This is a genomic window from Paenibacillus sp. NPDC056579, from assembly GCF_042793215.1.
Taxonomy (GTDB): Bacteria; Bacillota; Bacilli; order Paenibacillales; family NBRC-103111; genus Paenibacillus_S.
Window position 1 is genome coordinate 363,255 of sequence record NZ_JBHTVD010000001.1, and the last position, 23,750, is coordinate 387,004.

General features: G+C 53.3%; 22 protein-coding genes. 19 read left to right on the plus strand and 3 right to left on the minus strand.

Annotated features, from left to right (window positions below; all coding sequences use genetic code 11):
* The first annotated feature begins 24 nt into the window (after nucleotides 1–24).
* A complete protein-coding gene (locus ACFQ88_RS01830) occupies nucleotides 25–1,029 on the plus strand; it encodes a Gfo/Idh/MocA family protein (RefSeq protein WP_379451437.1) in 1,005 nt (334 codons plus the stop codon).
* 15 nt (nucleotides 1,030–1,044) lie between these two features.
* A complete protein-coding gene (locus ACFQ88_RS01835; protein WP_239634704.1) occupies nucleotides 1,045–1,971 on the plus strand; it encodes an aldo/keto reductase in 927 nt (308 codons plus the stop codon).
* A gap of 127 nt (nucleotides 1,972–2,098) precedes the next feature.
* On the opposite strand, the gene ACFQ88_RS01840 is transcribed toward ACFQ88_RS01835, so the two are convergent.
* On the minus strand, nucleotides 2,099–2,245 hold the full coding sequence (locus ACFQ88_RS01840; protein ID WP_239634705.1) for a DUF4023 domain-containing protein: 147 nt from the start codon (nucleotides 2,243–2,245) through the stop codon (nucleotides 2,099–2,101).
* 239 nt (nucleotides 2,246–2,484) lie between these two features.
* Here ACFQ88_RS01840 and ACFQ88_RS01845 point away from each other — a divergent pair, with 239 nt between their 5' ends.
* From ACFQ88_RS01845 to ACFQ88_RS01905, 13 genes are all read left to right on the plus strand, one after another.
* On the plus strand, nucleotides 2,485–4,059 hold the full coding sequence (locus ACFQ88_RS01845) for a response regulator transcription factor (RefSeq protein ID WP_379451438.1): 1,575 nt from the start codon (nucleotides 2,485–2,487) through the stop codon (nucleotides 4,057–4,059).
* A gap of 5 nt (nucleotides 4,060–4,064) precedes the next feature.
* Nucleotides 4,065–5,864: a cache domain-containing sensor histidine kinase gene (locus tag ACFQ88_RS01850; RefSeq protein WP_379451439.1), complete on the plus strand. Its 1,800-nt coding sequence runs from the start codon at nucleotides 4,065–4,067 to the stop codon at nucleotides 5,862–5,864.
* A gap of 100 nt (nucleotides 5,865–5,964) precedes the next feature.
* Nucleotides 5,965–6,930, plus strand: a complete 966-nt coding sequence (locus ACFQ88_RS01855) for an ABC transporter permease (protein ID WP_379451440.1) — start codon at nucleotides 5,965–5,967, stop codon at nucleotides 6,928–6,930.
* The gene (locus ACFQ88_RS01860; RefSeq protein WP_379451441.1) at nucleotides 6,924–7,784 is read left to right on the plus strand and encodes a carbohydrate ABC transporter permease; all 861 of its coding nucleotides are present in this window, start codon (nucleotides 6,924–6,926) and stop codon (nucleotides 7,782–7,784) included. Before ACFQ88_RS01855 ends, ACFQ88_RS01860 begins: the two co-directional genes overlap by 7 nt.
* Before the next feature lie 118 nt (nucleotides 7,785–7,902).
* On the plus strand, nucleotides 7,903–9,393 hold the full coding sequence (locus ACFQ88_RS01865; protein ID WP_379453533.1) for an extracellular solute-binding protein: 1,491 nt from the start codon (nucleotides 7,903–7,905) through the stop codon (nucleotides 9,391–9,393).
* A 48-nt stretch (nucleotides 9,394–9,441) separates the two neighbouring features.
* Nucleotides 9,442–10,272, plus strand: coding sequence for a phytanoyl-CoA dioxygenase family protein (locus ACFQ88_RS01870; RefSeq protein ID WP_379451442.1), 831 nt, complete (start codon nucleotides 9,442–9,444; stop codon nucleotides 10,270–10,272).
* Between the two features lie 215 nt (nucleotides 10,273–10,487).
* The gene (locus ACFQ88_RS01875; RefSeq protein ID WP_379451443.1) at nucleotides 10,488–11,138 is read left to right on the plus strand and encodes a class I SAM-dependent methyltransferase; all 651 of its coding nucleotides are present in this window, start codon (nucleotides 10,488–10,490) and stop codon (nucleotides 11,136–11,138) included.
* Between the two features lie 26 nt (nucleotides 11,139–11,164).
* On the plus strand, nucleotides 11,165–12,028 hold the full coding sequence (locus tag ACFQ88_RS01880; protein WP_239634717.1) for a carbon-nitrogen hydrolase family protein: 864 nt from the start codon (nucleotides 11,165–11,167) through the stop codon (nucleotides 12,026–12,028).
* A 16-nt stretch (nucleotides 12,029–12,044) separates the two neighbouring features.
* Nucleotides 12,045–12,713, plus strand: coding sequence for a GNAT family N-acetyltransferase (locus ACFQ88_RS01885; protein WP_379451444.1), 669 nt, complete (start codon nucleotides 12,045–12,047; stop codon nucleotides 12,711–12,713).
* A 75-nt stretch (nucleotides 12,714–12,788) separates the two neighbouring features.
* The gene (locus ACFQ88_RS01890; RefSeq protein ID WP_379451445.1) at nucleotides 12,789–13,424 is read left to right on the plus strand and encodes a superoxide dismutase family protein; all 636 of its coding nucleotides are present in this window, start codon (nucleotides 12,789–12,791) and stop codon (nucleotides 13,422–13,424) included.
* Between the two features lie 124 nt (nucleotides 13,425–13,548).
* On the plus strand, nucleotides 13,549–14,637 hold the full coding sequence (locus ACFQ88_RS01895) for a DUF3900 domain-containing protein (RefSeq protein ID WP_379451446.1): 1,089 nt from the start codon (nucleotides 13,549–13,551) through the stop codon (nucleotides 14,635–14,637).
* A gap of 44 nt (nucleotides 14,638–14,681) precedes the next feature.
* Nucleotides 14,682–15,332 (plus strand): HAD family hydrolase, encoded by a 651-nt coding sequence (locus tag ACFQ88_RS01900; protein WP_379451447.1) that lies wholly within the window; start codon nucleotides 14,682–14,684, stop codon nucleotides 15,330–15,332.
* Between the two features lie 20 nt (nucleotides 15,333–15,352).
* The gene (locus tag ACFQ88_RS01905) at nucleotides 15,353–15,970 is read left to right on the plus strand and encodes a pyridoxamine 5'-phosphate oxidase family protein (RefSeq protein WP_379451448.1); all 618 of its coding nucleotides are present in this window, start codon (nucleotides 15,353–15,355) and stop codon (nucleotides 15,968–15,970) included.
* A 52-nt stretch (nucleotides 15,971–16,022) separates the two neighbouring features.
* Here the strand turns inward: ACFQ88_RS01905 and ACFQ88_RS01910 are convergent, their stop codons facing one another.
* Entirely contained in the window at nucleotides 16,023–17,735 is a 1,713-nt protein-coding gene (locus ACFQ88_RS01910; protein ID WP_379451449.1) for a vWA domain-containing protein, read from the minus strand.
* A 25-nt stretch (nucleotides 17,736–17,760) separates the two neighbouring features.
* Nucleotides 17,761–19,062, minus strand: coding sequence for an AAA family ATPase (locus ACFQ88_RS01915; RefSeq protein ID WP_379451450.1), 1,302 nt, complete (start codon nucleotides 19,060–19,062; stop codon nucleotides 17,761–17,763).
* 200 nt (nucleotides 19,063–19,262) lie between these two features.
* Between ACFQ88_RS01915 and ACFQ88_RS01920 the strand changes: the two genes are divergently transcribed.
* The 4 genes from ACFQ88_RS01920 to ACFQ88_RS01935 all read left to right on the plus strand — a co-directional run bounded on the left by ACFQ88_RS01920 (nucleotide 19,263) and on the right by ACFQ88_RS01935 (nucleotide 23,654).
* Nucleotides 19,263–19,739 (plus strand): glutathione peroxidase, encoded by a 477-nt coding sequence (locus tag ACFQ88_RS01920; protein ID WP_379451451.1) that lies wholly within the window; start codon nucleotides 19,263–19,265, stop codon nucleotides 19,737–19,739.
* 177 nt (nucleotides 19,740–19,916) lie between these two features.
* Nucleotides 19,917–21,611, plus strand: coding sequence for a putative bifunctional diguanylate cyclase/phosphodiesterase (locus ACFQ88_RS01925; RefSeq protein ID WP_379451452.1), 1,695 nt, complete (start codon nucleotides 19,917–19,919; stop codon nucleotides 21,609–21,611).
* A 174-nt stretch (nucleotides 21,612–21,785) separates the two neighbouring features.
* Nucleotides 21,786–22,625 (plus strand): ATP-dependent sacrificial sulfur transferase LarE, encoded by an 840-nt coding sequence (gene larE, locus ACFQ88_RS01930; protein WP_239634736.1) that lies wholly within the window; start codon nucleotides 21,786–21,788, stop codon nucleotides 22,623–22,625.
* Nucleotides 22,626–22,679: 54 nt separating this feature from the next.
* Nucleotides 22,680–23,654, plus strand: coding sequence for a 2-hydroxyacid dehydrogenase (locus ACFQ88_RS01935; protein ID WP_379453535.1), 975 nt, complete (start codon nucleotides 22,680–22,682; stop codon nucleotides 23,652–23,654).
* Nucleotides 23,655–23,750: the final 96 nt, after the last annotated feature.

Below are 23,750 nucleotides of genomic sequence, written 5' to 3' on the forward strand. Positions count from 1 at the left end.
TTCAAAAAAGGAGCTGGAATCGTAATGAGTCAAGGGAAATTGCGTTGGGGCGTTCTGGGATGCGCCGGAATTGCAAAAAGGGCGGTCATTCCAGGCATTCAACAATCGCAAACGGGTGAGGTTACGGCAATTGCCAGCCGTGACGAGCAGAAAGCGAGAGAGACTGCAGCGCAGCTTAACATTCCGAAATCGTATGGAAGCTACGAGGCGATTTTGGCTGATGACACAATTGATGCCGTTTACATTCCGCTTCCGAACCATTTGCATAAGGAGTGGACAATCCGTGCGGCGGAAGCAGGCAAGCATGTGCTGTGCGAGAAGCCGATTGCTTTGAATGCGGAAGAAACCGAAGAGATGGTTGCTGCATGCGCCAAAGCAGGCGTGAAGCTGGCGGAAGCGTTCATGTACCGTCATCATCCGCGTTACGAGATGATTAAAGAGATTATCCGTTCCGGGGAGATCGGGACGATTCGGGGCATTCACGGAGCTTTCACCTTCAACAACGCGAAGGACGCGAACAATGTCCGCTACAAGCAGTTTATGGGCGGCGGATCCTTGTACGATGTCGGCGTGTATCCGATCAGCGCAGCGCGCTTCCTGCTTGAGCAAGAGCCGCAAGCCGCTACCGTTCATGCATTCTTCTCGCCGGATCATGATCACGTCGATATGATGGCAGCCGGCTTGCTGGAATTCCCTGACAGCGTAGCGCTGACCTTCGATTGCGGGATGTGGGCGGCAGGACGCAATGTGTTGGAGGTTATCGGGACCGACGGACGCATCGAAGTGCCTAGCGCCTATGTTTCCCGTCAAAATGCCGACGATCACTTCTTTGTCATCGCCAAGGGTGAGCGCAGAGAGGTAGCCGTTCCATACGTGAATCAGTATGCGCTGCAGGCTGACGATTTGGGCCGTAGTGTTCTGGAAGGAAAGCCTCAGCGGTTTGAGCCGTCCGATGCCGTTCTGAATATGAAAGTCATTGATGCTTGCTTGAAATCCGCACAAGAACGCGTACGCGTTGTATTGTCCTAAGGAGGAGCCGTATCCATGGAAACCATTCAAATTCAAGGTTCGCGTAAGCCCGTATCCAACCTGATTCAAGGTACTGATTTTTTCACTCATGACGTATACGATACCGTCTGCAATGTGTTGGACAATTATTTCGAGATCGGCGGCAACACGATCGATACGGCGCATATATATTGCGGCGGGCAAAGCGAAGAGACGATCGGCAAATGGATGAAAGAGCGGGGCAACCGGGATCAGGTCGTCATCTTGACCAAAGGGGCTCACCATAATGCGGATGGGCCGCGCGTGAATCCCGAAGCCATCGCAAGCGATCTGGCTACAAGCTTGAAACGGCTCGGAACCGATTACATCGATTTGTACGCCCTTCACCGGGACGATGTGGAAGTACCGGTGAAGGTGATTATCGACTGCTTGAACGAGCATATTCAAGCGGGACGCCTTCACGCGATCGGCGCCTCCAACTGGACGCACGAAAGAATGCAGGAGGCGAACGATTACGCCGCCGCCAACGGCCTGCAGGGCTTCACCTTCAGCAGCCCTAACCTGAGTCTTGCCAAGCCGAACGAGCCGCATTGGAAAGGCTGCGTATCGGCCGACACGGAAACCTGCGCCTGGCATGAGCGGACACAGATGCCGCTGTTGTCCTGGTCCTCGCAGGCAAGAGGCTTCTTCACCGGCCGATTCTCGCCGGAAGTGCTGGACAACAAAGAGATCGTGCGCGTCTATTACAGCGACGCGAACTGGGAACGACTTCGCCGCGCCCAAGAGTTGGCGGCGCAAAAGGGAGTCTCCATGATCCAGATTGCTCTGGCTTATGTGATCAATCAGCCGTTCCCGACGGGGGCGCTGATCGGAGCGAGAGACCGCTCCGAGCTGGAATCCTGCCGTGACGGCGCGCTGATCCGGCTCACTCCGGAGGAGCTTCACTGGCTCGAGCATGTATAAATAGAAGAAGCACCCCGCGTTCGGGGTGCTTCTTTGCTTGTTCGTGCGGGAATGGCGGCCTAGGCGGCTTCCCGAGCGGAACCGATCGCTCCACGTGTAATTCGTGGAATCACGATTTCGCAAGCGGCTAGTTGCCCTTGCGGTGCTGCTCGGTCGGCAGCGCCTTTTCGGGATGGCCGCTTCCTTGCTGCTTGCGGTTTTTTTCGTCTTTTTGCTGGGTGTCGTGAAGCTTGTTAACCCAACTGGTCGTATCTCCGGTTAAGTTGTCATTCATAGGGAAAGAACCTCCTTTCACGGTTCGTAGTATGCCCGACCAAAACGGTAATTATTTCAACGCATGGGTTCGCGAAATGCCTGCTGCCGCTTGCTTCGGTCTGTGTTCTATCTGCCATGAGCCGCTGTTTTTTATACATTTTCGCAAAATTCCTGTATAAGTTATCCCTTCAGGGTGTGTTATCATTATAGTGTAGATCGTTGAAAGCGCTTAAATGTAATGGAATGGGGGCAAAGCAGATGATGGGTCAATCCGGTTCGCTGCCATTGAACGTATTGGTTGTAGATGACGAGCTGCCGCTTCGTGAGGAGCTTCGATCGTTTCCATGGCGGCAGCATCACGCCGAGCTTGTAGGTGAAGCCGAGAACGGTGAAGAAGCGCTGGACCTGTGCCGCAAGCTGACGCCGGATCTGGTTATAACCGACATTACAATGCCGGTCATGAACGGACTGGACTTGTTCCGCAGCATCAAACAGCAATTTCCTTATACGCAAGTTGTCGTACTGACATGCCACAGCGATTTTGAATATGCTCGGGAGGCATTGAAGTGGGGCGCATTGGAGTATTTAATCAAAGTGTCGCTGCTTGATTCCGACATGGTTCAAGTGCTGGATAAAGCCCGGCTCGCGATAGCGCGAGAGCGCAATCACCGCCACAATGAGTCGGACCGCCTGCGATGGGACATCTCCAAATGGCTCACGCATTATTCAGGCATGGAGGTGCTGGATGGCGGCATCGAGCGTGAGGTTACCGGTCCCCTGCAGCAGTGGGGCGTAAAGTGGCCGGCGACTATTGTGCGGCTTTGCGTATGTGTCCGGGAGGCCGATGAGCTGTATGTCCAGCGTGAGCTGCAGTCCTTACTGGGAGAATGGAGAGGCACAGAGGGATTCATCCGCCACTGGATTCCATTGGAGAGCATGAACTATTTACTTTTGGCGGAGCGTGAAGAGTCACCGTCCCGAACGGAGCTTTTGTCAAAAGTAAAGGAGTTTCTAGCCAAGCTTCACGAGGAAATGGAGCGCAGGCTGTCTTATATCAGCGACGCAATCCGCTATTATGCTCTGCTGGGGCCCGAGATCGACGGTTCAGACAGCTTGCTGCGTTCAGCAGCCGGAACCCAAATTCCGGGTGGCGTCTTATTTTACGACCGTTCGGGAACAGTCTACGACATCGAGCGGGGCTTTCAGAGCGGCAACCGGGATGCAGCGGATAAAGAGAAGCTGACGACATCGATCCGTAAAGCGGCGGCTTCCTCCGGACAGCTGGCGCAATTTTTCCGCCAATCGTTCCCTACATGGGCGGAGCAATGCCGCCCGGAGCCGGAGCAGCTTAAACGGTGGATACTAAAGCTCCGCACGGAGTGGTCCAAGCCGGAGGAGGAAGAAGGCGGAGCCGATGATGCGGCTTCGATGCACAGCATATTGCTGTCTCCAACGCTCGAAGAATTAACAGCGCATATATCGAGAGAGCTGGAGAGCGTTCCGGTCTCACAAGGCAAATGCCGCAAGGAGATTGTCCTGGCGAAGCAGCGGATAGCCGATCGGCTTGCGGAGCCGATCACACTTACGCAAATTGCGGAGGATGTCGGACTGAGCTCGTTTTACTTCAGCCGTCTGTTTCGGGAGGAAGTGGGGGAGTCGTTCAACGAGTATGTGACGCGGCTTCGGATGGACAAAGCGGTGCACTTGCTGAAATCAACGACATTGAAAGTATATGAAGTAGCCGAGCAGGTTGGAATTCCAAGCTACCGATATTTTTCGGTTCTATTCCGCAACCGGACCGGGGTTTCTCCGACGGAGTACAAGAAAGGTTGAATGTGATGATACAACGGGGACTTCGATGGATTAACGGCTGGAGCATGGCGATGAAGCACTTTCTGTTTCTGTTTATGGGAACGTCAGTGCTTTTTGGTCTGCTTGCATGGAACAATTTGCAGGATGCGGAGCAGCTGTTCCGCAAGCAGGTGCTTTCGGACGCACAGATTATTATCGACCGGACCAATTTGTATTTGAACGCCTATTTGGACAATGTACAGAACATCTTGCTCCTGTTGTCTACAAGAGACGACCTGCTGGACGAAGGGCACGAGGAGGAGGCGGTCCGTGTGCTTCGCCAATATGCGGAGAAGAACAGCACGCTGTACCGAACGTTGTACCTTGTCCGCTCCGACGGCAAAGCGCTGTCCAATACGCAGGTCTATTTGGATATTATCGGAAATCCGTATTTGACCAAGCTGTATTCGCAGGCGCAAAGAAGCTACGGCGTCTTCATCAGCGAGCCCTACGAATCCCCCTTGTCAGGCAGAACGGTAGCCTTTGTTCTTCCTATTATTTCCAAATCGGGGGGAGCCATGAAAGGCATGGCTGTCATCGAAATCGACCTGGTGAAGCTGACGAATACGTTGGCGCAGTTCATGAATTCCAAGGATCAGACGTTTACGATCATTACGAACAAGAGCAACGTCGTCAATACGTACGATTCCAGCTGGCCGCTGTTTTATTACACGCTGCTGCCTTACGATACGACGATGTTCCCTCCTGAATTGAAGGAGGACTTCGTAACGGAAATTAGTGATTTGCCTATCGGGATTACCGAAATGGATGGAGCCAAGGATAAGCTCATCGCCGTCAAATCGGGAATGAACCGGCTTGGCTGGTATTTTATCGCGTTCATAGAAGACAGCTTCTTTTATCAAAACGTGATCATTTTGTACAACAACTATAAGACGGCGGCGCTCGTTTGGCTGTTGATTTTGCTGGTGAGCTCGTATATGATGAGCCGCTTTGTTACGTATCCGGTGCGGAAGCTGGTAGCCAAAATGGACCGGGTGCACGATATGGAGGTGCTTCCCACGATATCCGTTCAGCAGGACGATGAAATAGGCCGGCTGGCCAAAAGCTACAACGCGATGATGGAACGGATTCATCACCTGCTGACCGAGACAAGAGAGATGGAGCAGCGAAAGAAGCAGTATGAGCTCAAAATGCTGCAAAGCCAAATCGCGCCGCACTTCTTGTACAACACACTCGCATGCATCAGCAGTCTAGCCAAGCAGCGAAAAATTGACGAGGTGAGGGAAACGATCCGTTCCTTGGTCGGCTTGCTCTCGTTCAGCTTCGACAAGAGCGATGAGTTCGTCAGCCTGGAGGAGGAGCTGGAGGGCTTACGAATGTATGCTCATATTCAAACGGTCCGCTACGGCAATAAGTTTACGATTGAGCGTAGCATCGACCCATTATCTCTTTCTTGCAAGGTACTGAAGCTGACGCTGCAGCCTTTGGTGGAAAACGCGATATTTCATGGCATTGTACCGAAAAAAACGGAAGGACTCATCAGCATTCGAACCGTGGTTCGCCGGGGAAGATTGTACATTTATCTGCGCGATAACGGCGTGGGGATGAGCGGAGAGCAGCTCGACGGCGTATTCGCCGAACGCAGAAAAGCGCCCAGCAAGCACCGGTTTACCGGTATCGGAATCATGAATGTCCAGGAGCGGATTCAGCTGCATTACGGGGTGGAATACGGCCTTCGAATTTCGAGCATCCCTCAGTCGGGCACGTTGATACGCATCGTCCTTCCGGTGCAAAGCGTCGAGGAAATGAAGGTTAGCAACAATTGAAACACTTTCGCAGGATCACTGCATATCTCTCGTTGTAAGCGCTTGCTATACTACAAATATAGAAATGCTAGCCGCTGACAATGGAGAAGAGGTGATCAATGTGGAGCAGCAATGGACCGCTCAAGACTTGCCGGCGTCCCAATCGGGAGTGGCAAAGTCGAAGTGGCCGGGAAAGCAGATTTGGGCCTTTCGGGCCTTCTACGCCATGCTACTGCCAGGGGTGCTATATTACGTAATTTTCAAGTATATCCCGATGTACGGCGTCATTATTGCGTTCAAAGATTTTCAAATGCTCGAGGGCATTATGGGGAGCCCGTGGGCAGATCCATGGTACAAGCATTTTGAGCTGTTTTTTAACTCGCCGTATGCTTCGCAGCTGATGGTGAACACCATCCTTATCAGTGTATACAAGCTTGTCTTCGGGACGATACCGCCGATCCTGATGGCGCTGCTGCTTAACGAATGCCGTGTCCGCTGGTTCAAGACAGTCGTGCAGACGCTGACGTATATGCCCCATTTCTTATCGTGGGTCATCATTTACGGTATCCTGATAGCGCTGTTGTCGCAAAACTCCGGTCTGCTCAACCGGTGGATCGAAGAAGCGGGAGGGCAATCAATCGGATTCATGACCTCCCTCGATTATTTCCGGATCATCCTCGTCGGCTCGGAAATATGGAAGGATCTGGGGTGGGGCGCGATCATCTATTTGGCGGCGATGACCTCGATCGACCCTACGTTATATGAGGCGGCGCGAGTGGACGGGGCCGGCCGGTTACGGATGATATGGCACATTACGCTGCCGGGTATCCGGCACGTGATCGTGCTGCTCCTGATCCTGAAGCTGGGTCACATAATGGATGCCGGCTTCGATCAAATCTACATTTTATACAACATTCAGGTCTATCAGGTCGCCGATATCTTGGACACCTGGGTATTCCGTACCGGCCTGCAGCAGTTAAACTTCAGCCTGGGCGCGGCTGTAGGGCTGTTCAAATCGCTGATCGGCATGGCGCTCGTGATCGGTTCGAACCATTTGTCTAGAAAGTGGGGTGAAGGCATATGGTAAAAAGCTTCGAGGAGCGTTTGGTCGACACGGTAGTTTACATCATCCTCGGCCTCGCCGGCTTGGCGGCGGTATTCCCGCTCATGTACGTCGTGTCCGTATCGATCACCCCTTTCTCTGAAGTATTGAAAAACGGCGGCTTCATCCTGATCCCCCAATCCGTCACCTTTACCGCCTATCACAAGCTGTTTACCGAATCCGCCATTCCGCAGGCCTTTTGGGTGACGATCTTCATTACGATAGTTGGAACCGCTATCAATCTCGTATTGACCGCTCTGATGGCCTATCCGTTGAGCCGGAAAGCATTGCCGGGACGATCCATGTTTCTGATGCTGGTCGTCTTCACGATGCTGTTCAGCGGAGGCATTATTCCGACGTATCTTATCGTCAAATCGCTCGGATTGATCGATTCCGTGTGGGCGATGATTTTGCCTAATGCAGTGTGGAGCTTCAATGTGCTTGTGATGAAAAGCTTTTTTGAAAATTTGCCCGAGGAGCTGTTCGAATCGGCCCGAATGGACGGAGCCAGAGAGTTTCGCATCTTGCTTCAGCTGGTCGTCCCTTTATCGGTTCCTTCGCTGCTCACTATCGGCTTGTTTTATATGGTAGGTCACTGGAACGAGTTTTTTCAGGCGATCATGTACGTGACCGACCGCACGCTGTTTCCGCTGCAGGTAGTCATCCGGGAGCTGTTGATGCTGACCCAGCAGCCGCTGGAAAATGCAGAGAACATGCTGCCTACCGAGACGATGCAGATGGCTTCGGTCGTGACGGCGAGCTTGCCCATCATTGTGATTTATCCTTTTATTCAAAAGCACTTTACCAAAGGGATGCTGCTTGGTTCAGTCAAAGGTTGAATGACGGTCAGCCTGAGACGGACTGCAGCCGGACCCGGGCGACCGCTTCAATATAACAAGAAAGAAGGGGATTTCAGTGAACAAAAGAAGCCAATTCGCAGGGCTGCTTGCATTGTTGATGCTGGGGGGCGCTACATTGGCGGGATGCTCCGGCGGCAAGCCGGAGTCAACTACCGCTTCTGGCGGCAATACCGGGACGAGTACACCGGGCAAGCCGGTCAAAATCGACATTATCGAAACCGGCAACGGCCTGCCTTCGCCGGATCAGGACATTATCAAGCAGGAGTTGGACAAAGCGCTGGGCACGGATTTGAACCTGACCGTCTACGCTTCCGGCGACGATTACAAGAACCAGCTGAATGTGCGCATGGCGTCGGCCAATTTTCCCGACTTGTTCGGAGTGGACCGGCAGCAGCTCAAGCAGTTTTCCGAGCAGGGTCTGCTTCTCGATCTGACGCCTTATATGGATAAGCTGAAGCCGGCCAAAGATTTCATCGGCGAGGAAAGCCTGAAGAAAGGAACGATGAACGGCAAAGTATTCGCCATCGCCAAATCGCCGACGATTCCGTACAATACGTATTTTATCCGCAAGGATTGGCTCGATAAATTAGGGATGAAGCTGCCGACGACGATCGAGGAGCTGCTGGAGGTGGCGAAGGCATTCAGCGAGAAAGACCCGGATGGCAACGGGAAGAAGGATACGATGGGGATTACGGGCCAAAAGCTGGATACGTTCAGTACCGTATTCGGTGCATTCGGGGTCGGATTCGAGGGCGGTAGTCCCAGCATGTACCTCAAGGACGGCAAGCTGGTGAACGCGTTATACGATCCGGGAATGAAGGATGCGCTCGGCTTTATTAAGAAGCTGACGGACGCCGGAGCGGTCGATCCCGAGATCATGGCGAACTCAGGCTTACAGCACCAGCAAAAGGCGATTAAAGGGCAGGCAGGCATCATCTATATCGATTGGCCGAACATGACCAAGGATCAATTCGTCGAGCAGATCAAAGCTGTGAACCCCAATGCGGAATGGGTGCAAATCGGGGCGCTGAAAGGACCGGGAGGCCAGTTCGCGAGCGCATGGGACATCGGGAAAACCGCGGGCTTGTATGCGATTCCGAAAGCACTGGAGAAAAATCCGGAGAAGCTGCAAAAGGTATTCGACTTGATCAACTACGTCTCCGGCAAAGACGGCTCCAATCTGGTTCAGTACGGCGTCAAAGGCAAGCATTACAATGTGGAAGGCGGCAAAATTGTACCTACCGATCTTATGGGCAAAGAAGGCGGATATTTCTGGCTGTATCAATTCACAGGGCGGCCCGAAATGGATTACTTGCAGGTGAAATTCGCCAAGCAGGCTTCATCCATCGAATTTTCCAACAAACAGCCGCGAATTCAATCGCTCGTAGGGTTTGTCGATTATCCGACGGGATACAACGCAGCGGACGCAGGACGATATATCGAAGAAGAGCTTGCCAAGTTCGTGTACGGCAAAAGACCGCTTAGCGAATATGACGCTTTCCTAAAAACGCTGGAGGGGTCTATGAATTATAAAGCTTACTTGGATGCGGCCCAAAAGCAGCTGAAGGATCTGGGGTATTTGAAATAACCAGGTGTTCCGGCAAAGAAACAATAAGAGTAGAGAGGGGAAATTCCAATGAGTTCGTCATCGCTTTCAATGGATCAATTAACGGAGCAGTTTCAAGAGCAGGGCTATTTGCTGCTGCGCGGCGTGCTGTCGCCTGAGAAGGTCAAACTTCTGAATGCAGCCATCGACAGCATCATTGCAGAGGAGCCGGAGGCGCTTGCCTACAACATTTATAACAGTGTAGAGCGTCACGAGGAGATCGCCTCCCTCATCGACGAGCCGACCATACTCCCGCTGATGGTCCAGCTGCTCGGTTATAACATTCAGCTGCACATATCGCATTTGACGATCCGCAAGCCGAATCCTAACGATGAGCAGACGACCTCTCAGAGCTTCATCAACTGGCATCAGGACGGCCCGCACCCGCAATTCCCGCGTATTAACGGCATTACGTCCACATATTACATCAAGAGCTGCTACATTTTGAGCGATATGTCGCAGCCGGACCGGGGCAATACGAAAATTGTTCCCGGCTCGCACAACCGTCCGTTTCAGCCTGATCACCACAACGTGAACGATAAGCTGCCGGGGGAAATCCAAATTTGCGGCGAGCCGGGGGATGTGTTCCTATTTGCACAAAACTTGTGGCACGCCGGAGCCCCGAACCGTTCCTCGTTTACGCGCAGGCAGCTGTTCCTGGGATACAGCCCGATCTGGGTACGCCCAATCGATTACAGAACGGCTTCGGATAAGCTGCTTCAAGGCGCCAGCCCGGAGCGCAAGCAGCTGCTCGGCGTCATTGACGACAATCCGTTCAAATATTACGTCCCGAATGACTCCATGGTCCCGTTGAAATCGTATTTCAAAGGCGATGCCGGAAAAGGCGGGTACGCTCATTAAGCGATGGCGGGCGTGAATGAGGGGTTAATTTTCAAAATATACATTTCTAAACAAGCTTGCCGACCGGCTTACCCAGCCGGCCGGTTTTTTGTCATTTCGGGGAATAACTGGCGGTAAACCGCGCCGAAACCCGCTCGTGTCGTGGTGTTCTATCCCTGTAGATGGTATAATGACAAAAAAAAATAGAATGTTTTGGAAGCGAGCTGATACGGGGAATGAACCCTCGCGAACTATTCGGCGAAATCGATATTTATTTATTCGACCAGCTGTTGAAAGGCCGGATTGCCGAAGACATGAGAATATTGGATGCCGGCTGCGGCACCGGCCGGAATTTGACTTATTTTTTGCGCAGCGGCTATGAAGTGTATGCGGTGGACCGGTCGGAGGAAGCCATCGAAGCGGTCCGTAAGCAAGGGCGTGCTTTGGCCGCGGACTGGTCGGACGATCAGGCGAGAGTGGAAACGGTTGAGAAGATGAGCTTTGCCAACGACAGCTTCGAGGTCGTCATATGCAACGCCGTCCTTCATTTTGCTGCGAACGAAGCGCACTTTCAACAAATGGTGATGGAGCTGTGGCGCGTGCTTCGTCCGGGCGGGCTGCTGTTTGCGCGACTGGCGTCATCAATTGGCTTGGAGAAGCTCCTTGTGCCGCTAGGAGATTACCGATACAAGCTGCCGGACGGAACGACCCGCTTTCTTATCGACGAAGAGCGGCTCGTCAAGATGACCGAGAAGCTGCAAGGCATGATGCTGGAGCCTATCAAGACGGTCAACGTCGCTAATGAACGGTGCATGACAACCTGGTGCGTGAAGAAGCCGCACATCCTGTTTTTTGACCCGATTGAGGAAGGTCCTGCGGACAAATAGAGACATAAGATAGGAGAGAGAAACCGATGAAATTAAGAGTTTCCGCTGTACAATATCATCTGCATACGATCGCAAGCTTCGAACAATTCGCCGCCCAGGTAACTCATTATGTGAAGACGGCTGAAGAATTCGAAGCCGATTTCGTGTTATTTCCCGAGCTGTTCACTACCCAGCTGATGTCCATAGGCGGCGGCAAGCGGCATCCGGAAGCGCTGACGATCGAAGAGCTGCCTCAATATACGGAGCAGTATAAGGAGCTGTTCGTTTCTTTGGCACGAAGCACAGGCATGCATATTATCGGCGGCACCCATATTGTGGAGGAAAATGGGAAGCTGTACAATACCGCCTTTCTGTTCTATCCTGACGGTCGAATCGGAGAACAGCGCAAACTGCACATTACGCCTACGGAAGTAAAGGAATGGAATATGGAGAAAGGGGATGCGCTGCACCTGTTCGATACGGAGAAGGGGCGCATTGCCGTGCTGATATGCTACGACATGGAGTTTCCGGAAATCGTTAGAATGGCGCGTGCCCGCGGAGCCGACGTAATCTTTTGTCCATCCTGCACGGATGACCGCCATGGCTTCCACCGCGTCCGGTATACATGCCATGCCAGAACAATCGAGAACCAAATCTACGTAGTAACTACCGGAACGATCGGCTCTTTGCCGACGGTCGATTTTATGCGGGGGAACTACGGGCAGGCTGCGGTCATAACGCCGAATGATGTACCGTTTCCTCCTGCAGGCTTAATGGCTGCAGGCGAGATTAACCATGACATGGTTATTACGGCGGATTTGGATTTAAGCCTCCTGCATCAGGTGCGCGAGAAAGGGTCTGTGACCACATGGCGCGACCGCAGAACCGACCTGTATACTGATTGGAGCTGACAAGGGGGGGAGTCCGGTGTATCGCAAACAGCTGTATGTTTTTGATGAGGAGCGTCCTGTCCAAGCCGTTGTGCGTTCTTATACCGAAGCGGATTTCGCCGATCTGATTCATATTCAGCAGGAGAGCTTCCCGCCGCCGTTCCCCTCGGAACTATGGTGGAATGAAGAACAGCTGACCAATCACACTACGCTTTTCCCGCAAGGGGCTATGTGCGTCGAGATCGGAGGGCGTGCCGTCGCCTCCATTACCGGTCTGCTCGTCGATTTCGACCCGCAGCAAGCGGATCATACTTGGGAGCAGGTGACCGATCACGGCTACATACGCAATCATAATCCGGACGGGAACTCGTTATATATCGTCGATATTTGCGCGCTGCCGGAATACAGAAAGCTGGGCCTTGGGAAGCTGCTCATGCAATCCATGTACGAGGTTGTTGTTGAGCTAAAGCGGACAAGATTGCTCGGCGGAGGCCGGATACCGGGCTATCATCGGCATGCTTCTACCATGACTGCAGATCAGTATGCCCAAGCGGTTGTCAAAGGCGAACTGAAAGATCCGGTCATGACCTTTCTGCTGCGCTGCGGGCGCACCCCTGTTAAGCTCGTCGCCGATTACCTGGAGGATGAGGAATCGCTGAATTATGCGATGCTGATGGAGTGGCGGAACCCTTTTATGGAACATTAAGGAAACGATGTTTAATTCTACTTCAATAGGAAAAACTGAATGGGGTACATTCAGACTATTGAAGGAGTGCACACCATGAGAAAATTGATGAATCGCGGAGCTGTTCTTCTTAGCTTCACGCTCTTGCTGACCTCTGGCTGCGAATGGAGAACCGTCGCTACGAATGTGATGGCCGGCCATAGCCACCCGGGGCATCAGGAGGAGACTGCAGCAGAAGGGACCCCTTCCGGATCCGCGGACGAGGGAAGACACGAGCCTTCCGCCGTAGAGAAAACGATCGACATGATTAACAGCAAGGGAGTCAAAATCGGAACCGCCAAGCTCTCTCAAGTTGCGGAGGGAGTGAAGTTCCAGGTGGATGTATCCGGCTTGACCGCCGGCAAGCATGGCATTCACATCCATCAAACCGGAGTATGTACGCCTCCTGATTTCAAAACCGCAGGCGAGCATTTTAACCCGGAAGGCAAGCAGCATGGCTTTGATAATCCGAAAGGCTATCATGCCGGTGATTTGCCGAATCTGGAAGTTGGCTCCGACGGTACGGCGGTGGCGGAATTCGTTGCTCCCAAGCTGACCTTGGAGAGCGGCAAGGCGAACTCGCTGCTGCAGCCGAATGGCACCGCGCTGGTCATTCACGAGAAGGTGGACGACTATAAGACGGATCCGTCCGGCAATTCCGGCAACCGCATTGCATGCGGCGTCATCAAGTAGACGTTATTTGCTTGAAGATGAGCATTGTCGGCAGACGGAACCTGTGATACGATGAAAAGAACCCGCCTTAGGGGCTGATAAAGCCAATGGGGTGGGTTTTTATTTGTCATGGGGGAGTCTGAAGATGAAATTTGACGTCGAATATATATCTTTCTTTGTCATCCAGGTGGATGGGGAGGACAATCAGGGAAACAAACGGTGCAAGCATTATCAAACGCTGGATGGAGACGACTATGCGGAAAGCGAGCTAAGCTCGTTTCTGGGCAGCGAGTTTACGAAAATCGCCAAGCGGAACGCGGAACGGAATCCGAAGGCGGAGCAGGTTCCGACGAAGATCGGCCGTTTTGGCGCCGAGCCGGGCTACGATCTGGACAGCAACCCGAACTACAATATGTTTGCGAGGCTGCGTACAGCGGAAACGATGGATTTGTTTCAGGAGCATGCCGAGGCAATGGTACAAGCCTATATGGACACGAGCGCTATACGCGGAGGAGCGGTATTCATCGTCCGCGCCAAGTATAACAAGCTGTTCGACGAGCCGTTTATTTTCGTACTGAAATGCGATTTCGAGCAAAAAATCGCGCGCATTACGGATGAGCGAAGCCTTCTGAACAAAGTGGAAATGGCGATAAACGCCAAGAACATGAAATCGATCATGTACCCGCACATGCCGGAGGAAGGGATGCTGGAGCTGTGGGAGCTGAAAATTCATCAGTCGTCGCATGCCCGGTATTTCGAGGACTTCCTGAAATACGTCGAATATGAAAAATCGATGCCGGAAATGATGAACGAGCAGGTGCTCGGCTTCGTCCATCAATATATCGATCAAGTATTCGAGGATAACGAGGAGGCGAAGGAACGGGAGACCCAGGAAATGGAGCTGTGGGCGTGCAGCGAGCAGCGCGAGCTCCAGCAGAAATGGACGCCGGAGCAGGTCGTGGAGGCATCCAATATATTGATCGAGCAGAAGCCGGATATCGAAATGAAGCTGAAGCTCGGAAATATGACCGTCAAAGCGCTGCTGGCCGATTTCGGGGATCGCCTTCATATCGCCAAAATGGGCAGCCGGTACGTCATCGTGATGGAAGGCGACGGCTTGCTGTTCGATAAAGGCATATCTCCGGTGGAACTGCTGGATCCCGAGCCGTTGGAGCAAATTGTTGAACGGATCCAACGCAAGGCCGAAGAGGAAGAAGCGGTTGAAGTTTGGTAAAAGCAAGCAGTTTTGAACATATATGACTAAAGGGGGAGAGGAGCATGCTGGAAGCCGTAATTTTTGATATGGACGGAGTGCTGATCGACAGTGAACCGCTGCATTTCCTGGTGGAGCAGCAGGCATTCGCGAAGCTGGGACTGCCGGCAACCAAGGAGGAGCTTGATCTGTATGTAGGGATGACCAATCCCGACATGTGGGCCAAGGTAAAAGAGAGGCATGGTGTGGAGCTCCCTTTGTCCGAGCTGATCGAATGGCAGGTGGAGATGAAGCTGTCTGCGCTTAAGAAAAGCGAAGAACAAGCTATCGACGGCGTTACCGGGCTGCTGGAGCAGCTGAAGGCGGGCCGCATAGCCGTAGGGTTAGCCTCCTCATCGCCGAAGGTGTTTATAATGGCCGTGCTGGAGAAGCTGGGCATTTCGGAATATTTCGATTGTGTGGTCAGCGGCGAGGAGGTGCCGAAGGGCAAACCGGAGCCGGATGTGTTTCTGAAAGCGGCCGAGCTTCTGAACAAGCCGCCACATAGCTGTGTGGTTATTGAGGATTCGCGCAACGGGACCCGGGCGGCCAAATCGGCGGGGATGAAATGTATCGGATTTCAAAACGTCAATTCGGGAGAACAGGACCTGTCTGCAGCCGACAAGATCGTTCATTCGATGCGTGAGATTACGCTGCCGGTTCTCGAAGCGCTGTAACAGGATCAGGAGGGATGGAAATGGCTTTTCATGATGTGTTCACTAGCGAGGAGGAGCTGAGGGAGCTGCTTGGCTATCCCAGCGACGTCGTAACGCGCAAGGTAATAGGCGCTATGGATGCGCATTGCAAGGATTACATAGCCCAATCACCGTTTGTGATGGTGGCCACTTCCAATCAGGACGGCTCCTGCGATGTATCTCCTCGAGGCGATGCACCCGGCTTTGTGCTTGTTCTCGACGATCACCGTCTTGTCATCCCGGAGCGGCCGGGCAACCGCAGAATCGACTCCTTACGCAATATTATATCGAATCCGCATATCGGGCTGATCTTTCTGATCCCCGGTATGGAGGAAACGCTCCGCATCAACGGCCGTGCCTATGTAACTAGGGATGAAGAGCTGCTGCAGAAAATGCAGGCCATGGGCAAAACACCCCAACTGGCCATAGGCGTTGTGGTGGAGGAATGCTATATGCACTGCGCCAAAGCCTTCAAGCGTTCCGGCTTATGGAATGCCGGCAGCTGGCCGGCCAAGGAGGAGCTTCCTTCCGCAGCTCGGATTATTGCGGCGCATACGTCTTTGGACGAGTCGCAGATCGTCCGGGGTTTGGAGGAAAGCTACACGAAGCGATTATATTGATGAGAAGTGCAGGAAAAAGGTGTCCCGGTCTGTGCCGGGACACCTTTATTAGTTAGCGCTTGCGGAATACGTCAAGCAGCAGCTCGTTTTTGACGGGATCCTGCGTCTCCCAAGTCGTCGCAAAGCGCACTTGGTGGGACACGCCCAGGATCTCGTATTGATTCGCCAAGTGCTGGCGCACGTTCCCGATGATCAGCGTGTGCAGCCGCACTTGCTTGCTCTTGCCGAGCTCGGCCAGCTGCTGCCGAACGGGCGCTCCAATGGTCCCGATGCCGTCGGTGACCATTACGAAGTCGGCATCCTTGAACTGCGGATGCCCGTTCACGATGTCGATGCCGCGTTTGATCGGCGCATCGAAATGGGTGCCGCCGCCGAAGGCGAGCTGCGACAGCGCGTAGAACGCCGGCCAGTCCGGCTTGCGCCAGTAGAGCTGCCGCTCTACGAGCTCGCCGCGCGCGCCGAACAGCAGCAGCGTGAAGTCGCGGCGTTCGAGCAGGCTGAAGGCGGCGAAGGTGGCGACAAACACCTGCGCGAGCCGCAGCTTGCTGCCGCGCATCGAATGCGACGTATCCAGCATGCAGATGACCGGCCCCTTCTGGGGCTCGTCGGTATGCCCGGATACATTGTAGGTCAGCAGCTTGCGGTCGAGCCATTTGACCGTGAAATACATCTCGTAATCTTCGTCCGCAAGCAAGCTGGCTTCGCTCGGCAGCATGTGGGTGATGTCTCCCGATTGCCGCAGGTCGTCGAAGGCTTCCGGAATGTGCGGGGAGCGCATTTGCTTACGCTGTACCTTCAAATGCTGCAGGTTGCGGCCGATTTGCTGCAAGAAGGCAAGCAAATCCGGATGGCGCTTCAGCTTCTCGAGCCATTGCATGTAATTGGCGAACTGCTGGCGGTGCAGCCGGCCGAGATCGCTGCCCCAGCGCCGGTTGGCGACGCGCTGGCTCGCCTTGATCAGCTCATGCAGGTCCAGGCTTTCCGCCTCCTGCTGGCCGAGCGTCTCCTTGAGCGAGCGGTTCAGCCATTGCCCCAATTGCTCCTCCAATTGCTGGATCATTTCCCGGTCCCGCTTCGTAAACCGCTCCAGCTGTCTCTCCCGCTGCTCCAGCTCCGCTTCGGTCTTCTTGAGCTTCTGCCGCGCTTTCTCCCGCCGCGTAAAATCGGTCCGCATTTGTTCCTGCAATTCGACGATGCGCTGCTTCAGCTGCGCAATCTCGCTCTCCACCAGCGGCCGGGTATCCAGGGCCGACTGTTTGTCCTCGACGTTCCGCTTGCCCTGCTGCAGCGTGTAGCCGACCAGCTTCAGCTTCTCAATCTGCTTCTCCGACAAATGCTCATTGATCTGCGTCTGGTCCTGCCCTTGCTGCGGTTTCCGCTCATTCAGGCCGACGGCGGCGAGCACCTTCTCGTTCTGCTTCCGCTGCTTCACTTCCTCCGCATAGCTGGTCGTCAGCCACATCAGGCTCTTGAGCGCCGTCTTGAACGCGGCATTCACTTCGCCGATCGTCCGGGGGTGGATCGACCGGTAAAAATACTGCTTGCGAAGCTCGCCGATGAGCCAGCGCTGGAAGGGCGTAGCGTCTTGGGAGCGGTCGACCTCCGGCTTGGGCAAATAAAAGCACATGAAAAAATCGGCAAACAGCTCGATGGAAAACCACGACGTCGTCGCTTGCGCCTCCCGTATCCACTCCTGCGCGGTACGGGAGGAATGAACGTACCCGTCAAAGACGTACCTGTCGATTCGGGCGCATTGAATGATCATTTAAGTTCACCGCCGATGTATGAAATTACAACGTGTAATCGTACTGGACTCCCGGGATTTCCCGATCGAACAGCGTCCGGTACAGCCCTTGAACGGTCTGCAGAATGCGCTCGCCCTGGATACGCAGATGGGTATATTTGACCGCGAACCGGTCCGTTTGCGTCAATAAGTAGTTCTGGTTGCGGATATAGCCCGGCAAATCCTTCTCGCGCTGCTGCCATTGCACCAGCTTGCCCCGGAGCGTCCGGGCGGTTTCCTCCAGCTCGATGCGGCAGCTTTCGAGCTTGTCTCGCATTTGCTCCTGAGCTTCCTTGCTCATGCCGCCGCCGACTTCTTTTTTGAACTGGAAGGCATGCAGCTCATCCTCCATCCCGAGCCAATGCTTGGCTGTCTGATCGTAGGTGCGCAAGGGGAGCTCGCGTTCGGATTCCTGCTTGAGCGCCTCCTGGAATTCCTTCTGGAACAGCTCCTGCAGCACGGCCAGATCCTCCGGCACATCCCAAAGCATATGCGGAGTATAGACGGTATCCCATACGTTGACCTCGCTTCGGCCGTTCAGTGCGGCCGACGTCTTCCACACTTGGCCGATCTTGCGCCATCTGCGGTCCGAAATGGTGAACTCGTGCGCTTCCATTTCGGTTTTGAGGCGGTATAGCAGGTAGATCATGCTCTCCGGAATTTTAACTTGCTCAACCGCCTGGCGGACGGTATGGACATCCTTCAGAGACAGAAGGGCGGGCAGCGGCTCGACAGGGAGCTGAAACATTTGCTCATAGCTCGACATATGCTTCAGGAAGCCGACCTCGTAACGGATGAGGAACCGATCATACAGCGCCGTGAGCTGATCGTTCTCCTCGGGCAGCTCGTTGGACGCGGCCATCAGGAAGACGAGAGGAACGTTTTCCTTTTCCCGGCCGTTAAAGAAAATCCTTTCATTTAATATCGATAGCAGCGCGTTTAAAATCGCGCTGTTCGCTTTAAAAATTTCATCGAGAAAAGCAAAGCTTGAAGACGGCAAATATCCCGCGGTTTGCCGGACATATAGATCCTGCTTGAGCTGCTGAAGAGAGACGGGACCAAACATTTCATCAGGCGTTGTAAAGCGGGTCAGCAAATAATCGAACCATTCGCTTGTGCCGAACAATTGGGAGATCGCCCTCGCCAATTGCGATTTGGCCGTTCCTGGAGGGCCGATGAGCAGCACATTCTCGTTGCTCATTAAACCGAGTAGCAAAAGCCTTATCAGCTCTTCGCGTTCCAGAAACCGGCTCTCCAGCAGCCGGATTGCCTGCTCCATTTTATTTTGAATCGTTTGCATATCGTTCATCGCGTCAAGTCCTCCTACCGTTGATGCATGGATTAGCTCTTGCATCCCCATAGCTTCGTTCCTGTCATTCACCGAATCGATTCAAAAGGTGAACCTTTTTATTGTAACAAAATTACATCGGATATTCGAATGAAAGAAGGGTTTTTATTCCAACTTTGTTCATGATAAGATGACAGTAAACCATTTAAGGAGGAGCTAATATGTCATCCATTTATGAGCTATCGGTACAAACAGCGGATGGAGCAAGCCGCTCGGTGAGCGAATACAAGGGGAAGGTGCTGCTGATAGTCAATGTGGCCTCCAAGTGCGGCTTCACTCCGCAATATGCCGGACTTGAGAAGCTGAACCAGCAGTGGAAGGACCGCGGGCTCGTCATTCTCGGCTTTCCGTGCAACGATTTCGGCGGGCAGGAGCCGGGGACGCTGGAGGAGATTCAGCAGTTCTGCAGCTTGAATTACGGAGTAACCTTTGAAGTGATGGATAAGGTCGCCATTTTGGGCGAGGACAAGCATCCTTTGTACCGTTATTTGACGGAGCACTCCGAGCCGCAAGGGGATGTGAAATGGAATTTTGAGAAATTCCTTATCTCCCGTGACGGGGATATTGCCGGGCGGTTTTCGAGCAAAGTGGCGCCGGAAGATGAAGAGCTGCAGCAAGCGATAGAGAAGCTGTTGTAATAATACGGATCGCGGGACTTTAGTCCTGCGGTCTTTTCTTTTTTGGCCGCTCATCCTGGGCACGCCGTTAATGGGTTTTCCCGGAACAACTTTCCATAAGGTAGACCACTAAAGACGCAACCTATGGTATAATAAACCAAACATTCATTGCACGGCTAGTTGGGGAGTGAACACACCATGACCAATCCGGAAACGATGAGCGCTTTGGCTCTGCATCCGTTATTCAAATTCAGCGCAGATGCTATGCTGATCCTCGACTCTGATGGTTTTATCCGTTTTACAAATGCCCGATTTAGCCAGCTGACCGGCTATGATCCGGTGAATCATCCTCATACGCCATTGGCCTCATTGGTTGAATCCGTTGTTTCCTCTCCTTTGGTCGAACATCTACGCAGCCAGCCCGGTAAAGAAGCGCTGGAGCATGAGACCGAGCTTCGGCACCGCTCCGGACATATGCTCAAAATTCATCTGAGGATGATTCCGATGCGCGTGGAGAACGAGGGGCTCTGGTATGTCGTAATAAAAGATATTACGGAACAAAAGCTGGCAGCACAGCTAATCGAGCATATGGCCTATCACGATACTCTGACAGGGCTGCCGAACCGCACTTTGTTCCAGATACAGCTGACCCAGACTCTCGCGAGCGCGGGCAGCGAGAAGCCCCCGAAGCCTTTTGCCATCATGCTTGTTAATCTTGAGCGATTCCAAATTATCAACGAATCTCTGGGTCTGAACTGGGGCGATTTGCTGTTAAAGCAAGTCAGCGAGCGTCTGATGCGCTTCAGCGGGCAGGTGGACTTGATCTGCCGGCTGGGCAATCACGAATTCGCCCTGCTGTACAAGCGGCTTGACGATCAACAGCAGGTTGTGGAGGATGCCAGAATGATTCAGCAGAAGCTGATGGCGTCTTTCACGGTCTATGACCGAGAGCTTGTTATTCCGGGAAGCATCGGAGTGGCGTTCTATCCCCAGGATGGAACCGATATGAACAGCCTGATGCGTCATGCAGCCAAGGTGCAGACCGAGGAGAAGGAAAAAGGACAGGGGCTGTTCCGGCTGTCCCCAGAGGAATTGGTCACCAATCCGCTCCAACGGCTGGAGCTGGAGCACGATTTGCGCAAGGCGCTGGAGCGCAATGAGTTCGAGCTCTACTATCAGCCGCAATACGATATACGGGATAACCGGCTTATCGGCATGGAGGCGCTGTTGCGATGGAATCATCCGAGACATGGTATGATCCCGCCGTCGCAATTTATTCCGTTGGCGGAGGAAACCGGACTGATCGTGCCGATAGGGGATTGGGTGATCCGCACCGCCTGCGCGCAAAATAAAAGCTGGCAGCAAGCCGGGTTGCTCCCGTTGACGGTGTCCGTCAATTTATCCATCCGGCAGTTTCAGAAGCATAATCTGGTCGGAGAGATGATGGCGATGATCCAGGAAAGCGGCCTCGATCCGCGGTTCTTGGAGCTGGAAATTACGGAGAGCATGGCGATGGACAATGTAGACCGCGTCATCCAAAAGCTGAATCAGCTGAAATTGTTCGGCATTCGCATTTCCATGGACGATTTCGGAACCGGCTACAGCTCGCTGCATTATTTGAAAAAGATTCCGATACATAAGCTCAAAATCGATCAATCGTTTATTAAGGACATAACTACGGATACGGACAGCGCGGCGATTGTCGCTACAATTATCGCTATGGCGAATCATTTGAAGCTTGAAGTGGTCGCCGAAGGAGTGGAAACGGCGGAGGATTTGCAGTTTCTGCTTCGTCAAAACTGTGCGCACGCACAGGGGTATTTTTTCAGCAAGCCCTTATCTCAGGCGGATTTCGAGAACCTGCTGCGGCATGCCTCTCTTGAGAAGCTCTGAGCTCTGTCCCGCTATACAAAAGGTAACCTCTTTTTCAATTCGTGAAAAAAGTCTATAATGGATGAATCCAGGTAGTCATTATTTTTTCTCATGCACACGATTGCATAGCTTGCGGAAAATTGCCGGGACTAGATGATTCGGTTTCTTGCGAGAAACCTTCAGGAGGGATATACGATGGAGAGCATGGAACAGAAGTACGAGAAGCTGGGGGACATTTTGCGATCCATGGGCAAGGTCGTCGTAGCCTTTTCCGGCGGCGTTGACAGCGCATTTTTATTAAAAGCCGCTTTGGAATTTCTCGGTCCGGAACGTGTATTGGCCATCACGGCGGATTCGGAAACGTATCCGGTGAGAGAGAAGGAAGAAGCGATCGCACTGGCCAAGGAGCTGGCTGCGCCCCACGTCGTTATTCATACGAGCGAGCTGAATATTCCGGGATATGCGGAGAACCCGACGAACCGCTGCTATTTCTGCAAAAACTCGCTGTTCGATCATTTGATTCCGATCGCTAAGGAGCGCGGCTACGATCACGTTATCTTCGGCGCTATCGCGGATGATCTCGGAGAGCATCGGCCCGGATTGCAGGCAGCCCACGAGCAAGGAGTAAGAGCGCCGCTCTTGGAAGCCGGCATCAAGAAGTCCGAGATCCGCCATATGTCGCGGCAGTTCGGCTTGCGCACATGGGATAAGCCGTCGTTCGCCTGTCTGTCTTCAAGAATTCCGTACGGCGAAGCCATTACGGCCTTGAAGCTATCCATGATCGATCAGGCGGAAGACTTTTTAATCCAGCTCGGCTTCAGACAAGTACGGGTGAGACAGCACGAGAATTTGGCCAGAATCGAAGTGCCGGCTACAGAACTGGCGGAGATGATCGCCGTTGCCGATACGGTTCATGCCAAGCTGAAAGAAATCGGATATGCTTACGTAACGCTGGATCTAAAAGGGTATCGCTCGGGAAGCTTAAACGAGGTGTTGAGTCCCGAACAACAGGCGGTACATGCCGAATCCGTATAAACTACGCTTGGAAGAGGAAGGGAGCAATGAGAAGTGGCGCATAAACCGAAGGTTATGATTACCCGCAAGCTGCCGGATCCCGTTCTGTCCTATTTGAACGAGCATCTCGACTGTACCGTATGGGAAGGGAAGGGCTCGATACCGAGGGAAGAGCTGCTGCGGACGATCCGGGATTACGAAGGGCTGCTGCTGTCGGCAGGGCCGGTCAATGCGGAGCTGCTGGAGCATGCTCCCTCGCTGAAAGTCGTCAGCTCCGTTTCCGTAGGATATAACCATTTTGATATTCCCGAGATGAGGGCCAGAGGTGTTATCGGGACCCATACTCCTTATGTGCTGGACGATACGGTAGCCGATTTGGTGCTGGCTCTGATGCTGTCCTCCTCCAGAAGAATTGCGGAGCTGGATTTGTTCGTGAAGCAGGGCAAGTGGCAGCGCGGCTCGGTAAAGGAAGAAGAGCTGTTCGGGATGGACGTTCACCATGCAACGCTAGGCATTATCGGAATGGGACGGATCGGTGAAGCCATTGCGAAGAGAGCCGTACACGGGTTTGATATGAACCTGCTGTATTATAACCGCAGCCGCAAACCGGAGACGGAAGAACGCTTCGGAGCGACCTATTGCTCGGTGGAGGAGCTGCTGCGCCAATCCGATTTTGTCGTGCTGATGACGCCGTTGACACCGGAGACGACGCGATATATTCGCAAGGAGCATTTCGAGATGATGAAGCCTTCGGCGTTCTTCATTAATGCTTCTCGAGGTCAAACCGTAGACGAGCAGGCGCTGATCGAAGCGCTGCGCAGCGGGACGATCCGCGGTGCGGGTCTGGACGTATTTGAAGTGGAGCCCGTTTCGCCGGACAACCCGCTGCTCCAAATGCCGAATGTGGTGACACTGCCTCATATCGGCTCGGCGACGTCTAGAACGCGCTTCGACATGGCTATGCTGGCTGCACGGAACCTCGTCGGTGCCTTGACCGGAGGTCAAGCCCATATTGTTCCAGAGCTCAAGGATCTGGCCGTACGAAGCTAACCTTGAAGATGTTGATACAAAAAGATCGTGAAAGTACCGTAGGTGTAACAAGGAACGGTACGTTTTCCGATCTTTTTGCATATTTACTCTACCATC

What these genes read in the sequence shown, in the direction of transcription:
- ACFQ88_RS01830 (WP_379451437.1), top strand. Translation starts at nt 25, where the DNA reads ATGAGTCAAGGGAAATTGCGTTGGGGCGTTCTGGGATGCGCCGGAATT.
- ACFQ88_RS01835 (WP_239634704.1), top strand. Translation starts at nt 1,045, where the DNA reads ATGGAAACCATTCAAATTCAAGGTTCGCGTAAGCCCGTATCCAACCTG.
- ACFQ88_RS01840 (WP_239634705.1), bottom strand. Translation starts at nt 2,245, where the DNA reads ATGAATGACAACTTAACCGGAGATACGACCAGTTGGGTTAACAAGCTT.
- ACFQ88_RS01845 (WP_379451438.1), top strand. Translation starts at nt 2,485, where the DNA reads ATGATGGGTCAATCCGGTTCGCTGCCATTGAACGTATTGGTTGTAGAT.
- ACFQ88_RS01850 (WP_379451439.1), top strand. Translation starts at nt 4,065, where the DNA reads ATGATACAACGGGGACTTCGATGGATTAACGGCTGGAGCATGGCGATG.
- ACFQ88_RS01860 (WP_379451441.1), top strand. Translation starts at nt 6,924, where the DNA reads ATGGTAAAAAGCTTCGAGGAGCGTTTGGTCGACACGGTAGTTTACATC.
- ACFQ88_RS01865 (WP_379453533.1), top strand. Translation starts at nt 7,903, where the DNA reads ATGCTGGGGGGCGCTACATTGGCGGGATGCTCCGGCGGCAAGCCGGAG.
- ACFQ88_RS01870 (WP_379451442.1), top strand. Translation starts at nt 9,442, where the DNA reads ATGAGTTCGTCATCGCTTTCAATGGATCAATTAACGGAGCAGTTTCAA.
- ACFQ88_RS01875 (WP_379451443.1), top strand. Translation starts at nt 10,488, where the DNA reads ATGAACCCTCGCGAACTATTCGGCGAAATCGATATTTATTTATTCGAC.
- ACFQ88_RS01880 (WP_239634717.1), top strand. Translation starts at nt 11,165, where the DNA reads ATGAAATTAAGAGTTTCCGCTGTACAATATCATCTGCATACGATCGCA.
- ACFQ88_RS01890 (WP_379451445.1), top strand. Translation starts at nt 12,789, where the DNA reads ATGAGAAAATTGATGAATCGCGGAGCTGTTCTTCTTAGCTTCACGCTC.
- ACFQ88_RS01895 (WP_379451446.1), top strand. Translation starts at nt 13,549, where the DNA reads ATGAAATTTGACGTCGAATATATATCTTTCTTTGTCATCCAGGTGGAT.
- ACFQ88_RS01900 (WP_379451447.1), top strand. Translation starts at nt 14,682, where the DNA reads ATGCTGGAAGCCGTAATTTTTGATATGGACGGAGTGCTGATCGACAGT.
- ACFQ88_RS01905 (WP_379451448.1), top strand. Translation starts at nt 15,353, where the DNA reads ATGGCTTTTCATGATGTGTTCACTAGCGAGGAGGAGCTGAGGGAGCTG.
- ACFQ88_RS01910 (WP_379451449.1), bottom strand. Translation starts at nt 17,735, where the DNA reads ATGATCATTCAATGCGCCCGAATCGACAGGTACGTCTTTGACGGGTAC.
- ACFQ88_RS01915 (WP_379451450.1), bottom strand. Translation starts at nt 19,062, where the DNA reads ATGAACGATATGCAAACGATTCAAAATAAAATGGAGCAGGCAATCCGG.
- ACFQ88_RS01920 (WP_379451451.1), top strand. Translation starts at nt 19,263, where the DNA reads ATGTCATCCATTTATGAGCTATCGGTACAAACAGCGGATGGAGCAAGC.
- ACFQ88_RS01925 (WP_379451452.1), top strand. Translation starts at nt 19,917, where the DNA reads ATGACCAATCCGGAAACGATGAGCGCTTTGGCTCTGCATCCGTTATTC.
- larE (WP_239634736.1), top strand. Translation starts at nt 21,786, where the DNA reads ATGGAGAGCATGGAACAGAAGTACGAGAAGCTGGGGGACATTTTGCGA.
- ACFQ88_RS01935 (WP_379453535.1), top strand. Translation starts at nt 22,680, where the DNA reads ATGATTACCCGCAAGCTGCCGGATCCCGTTCTGTCCTATTTGAACGAG.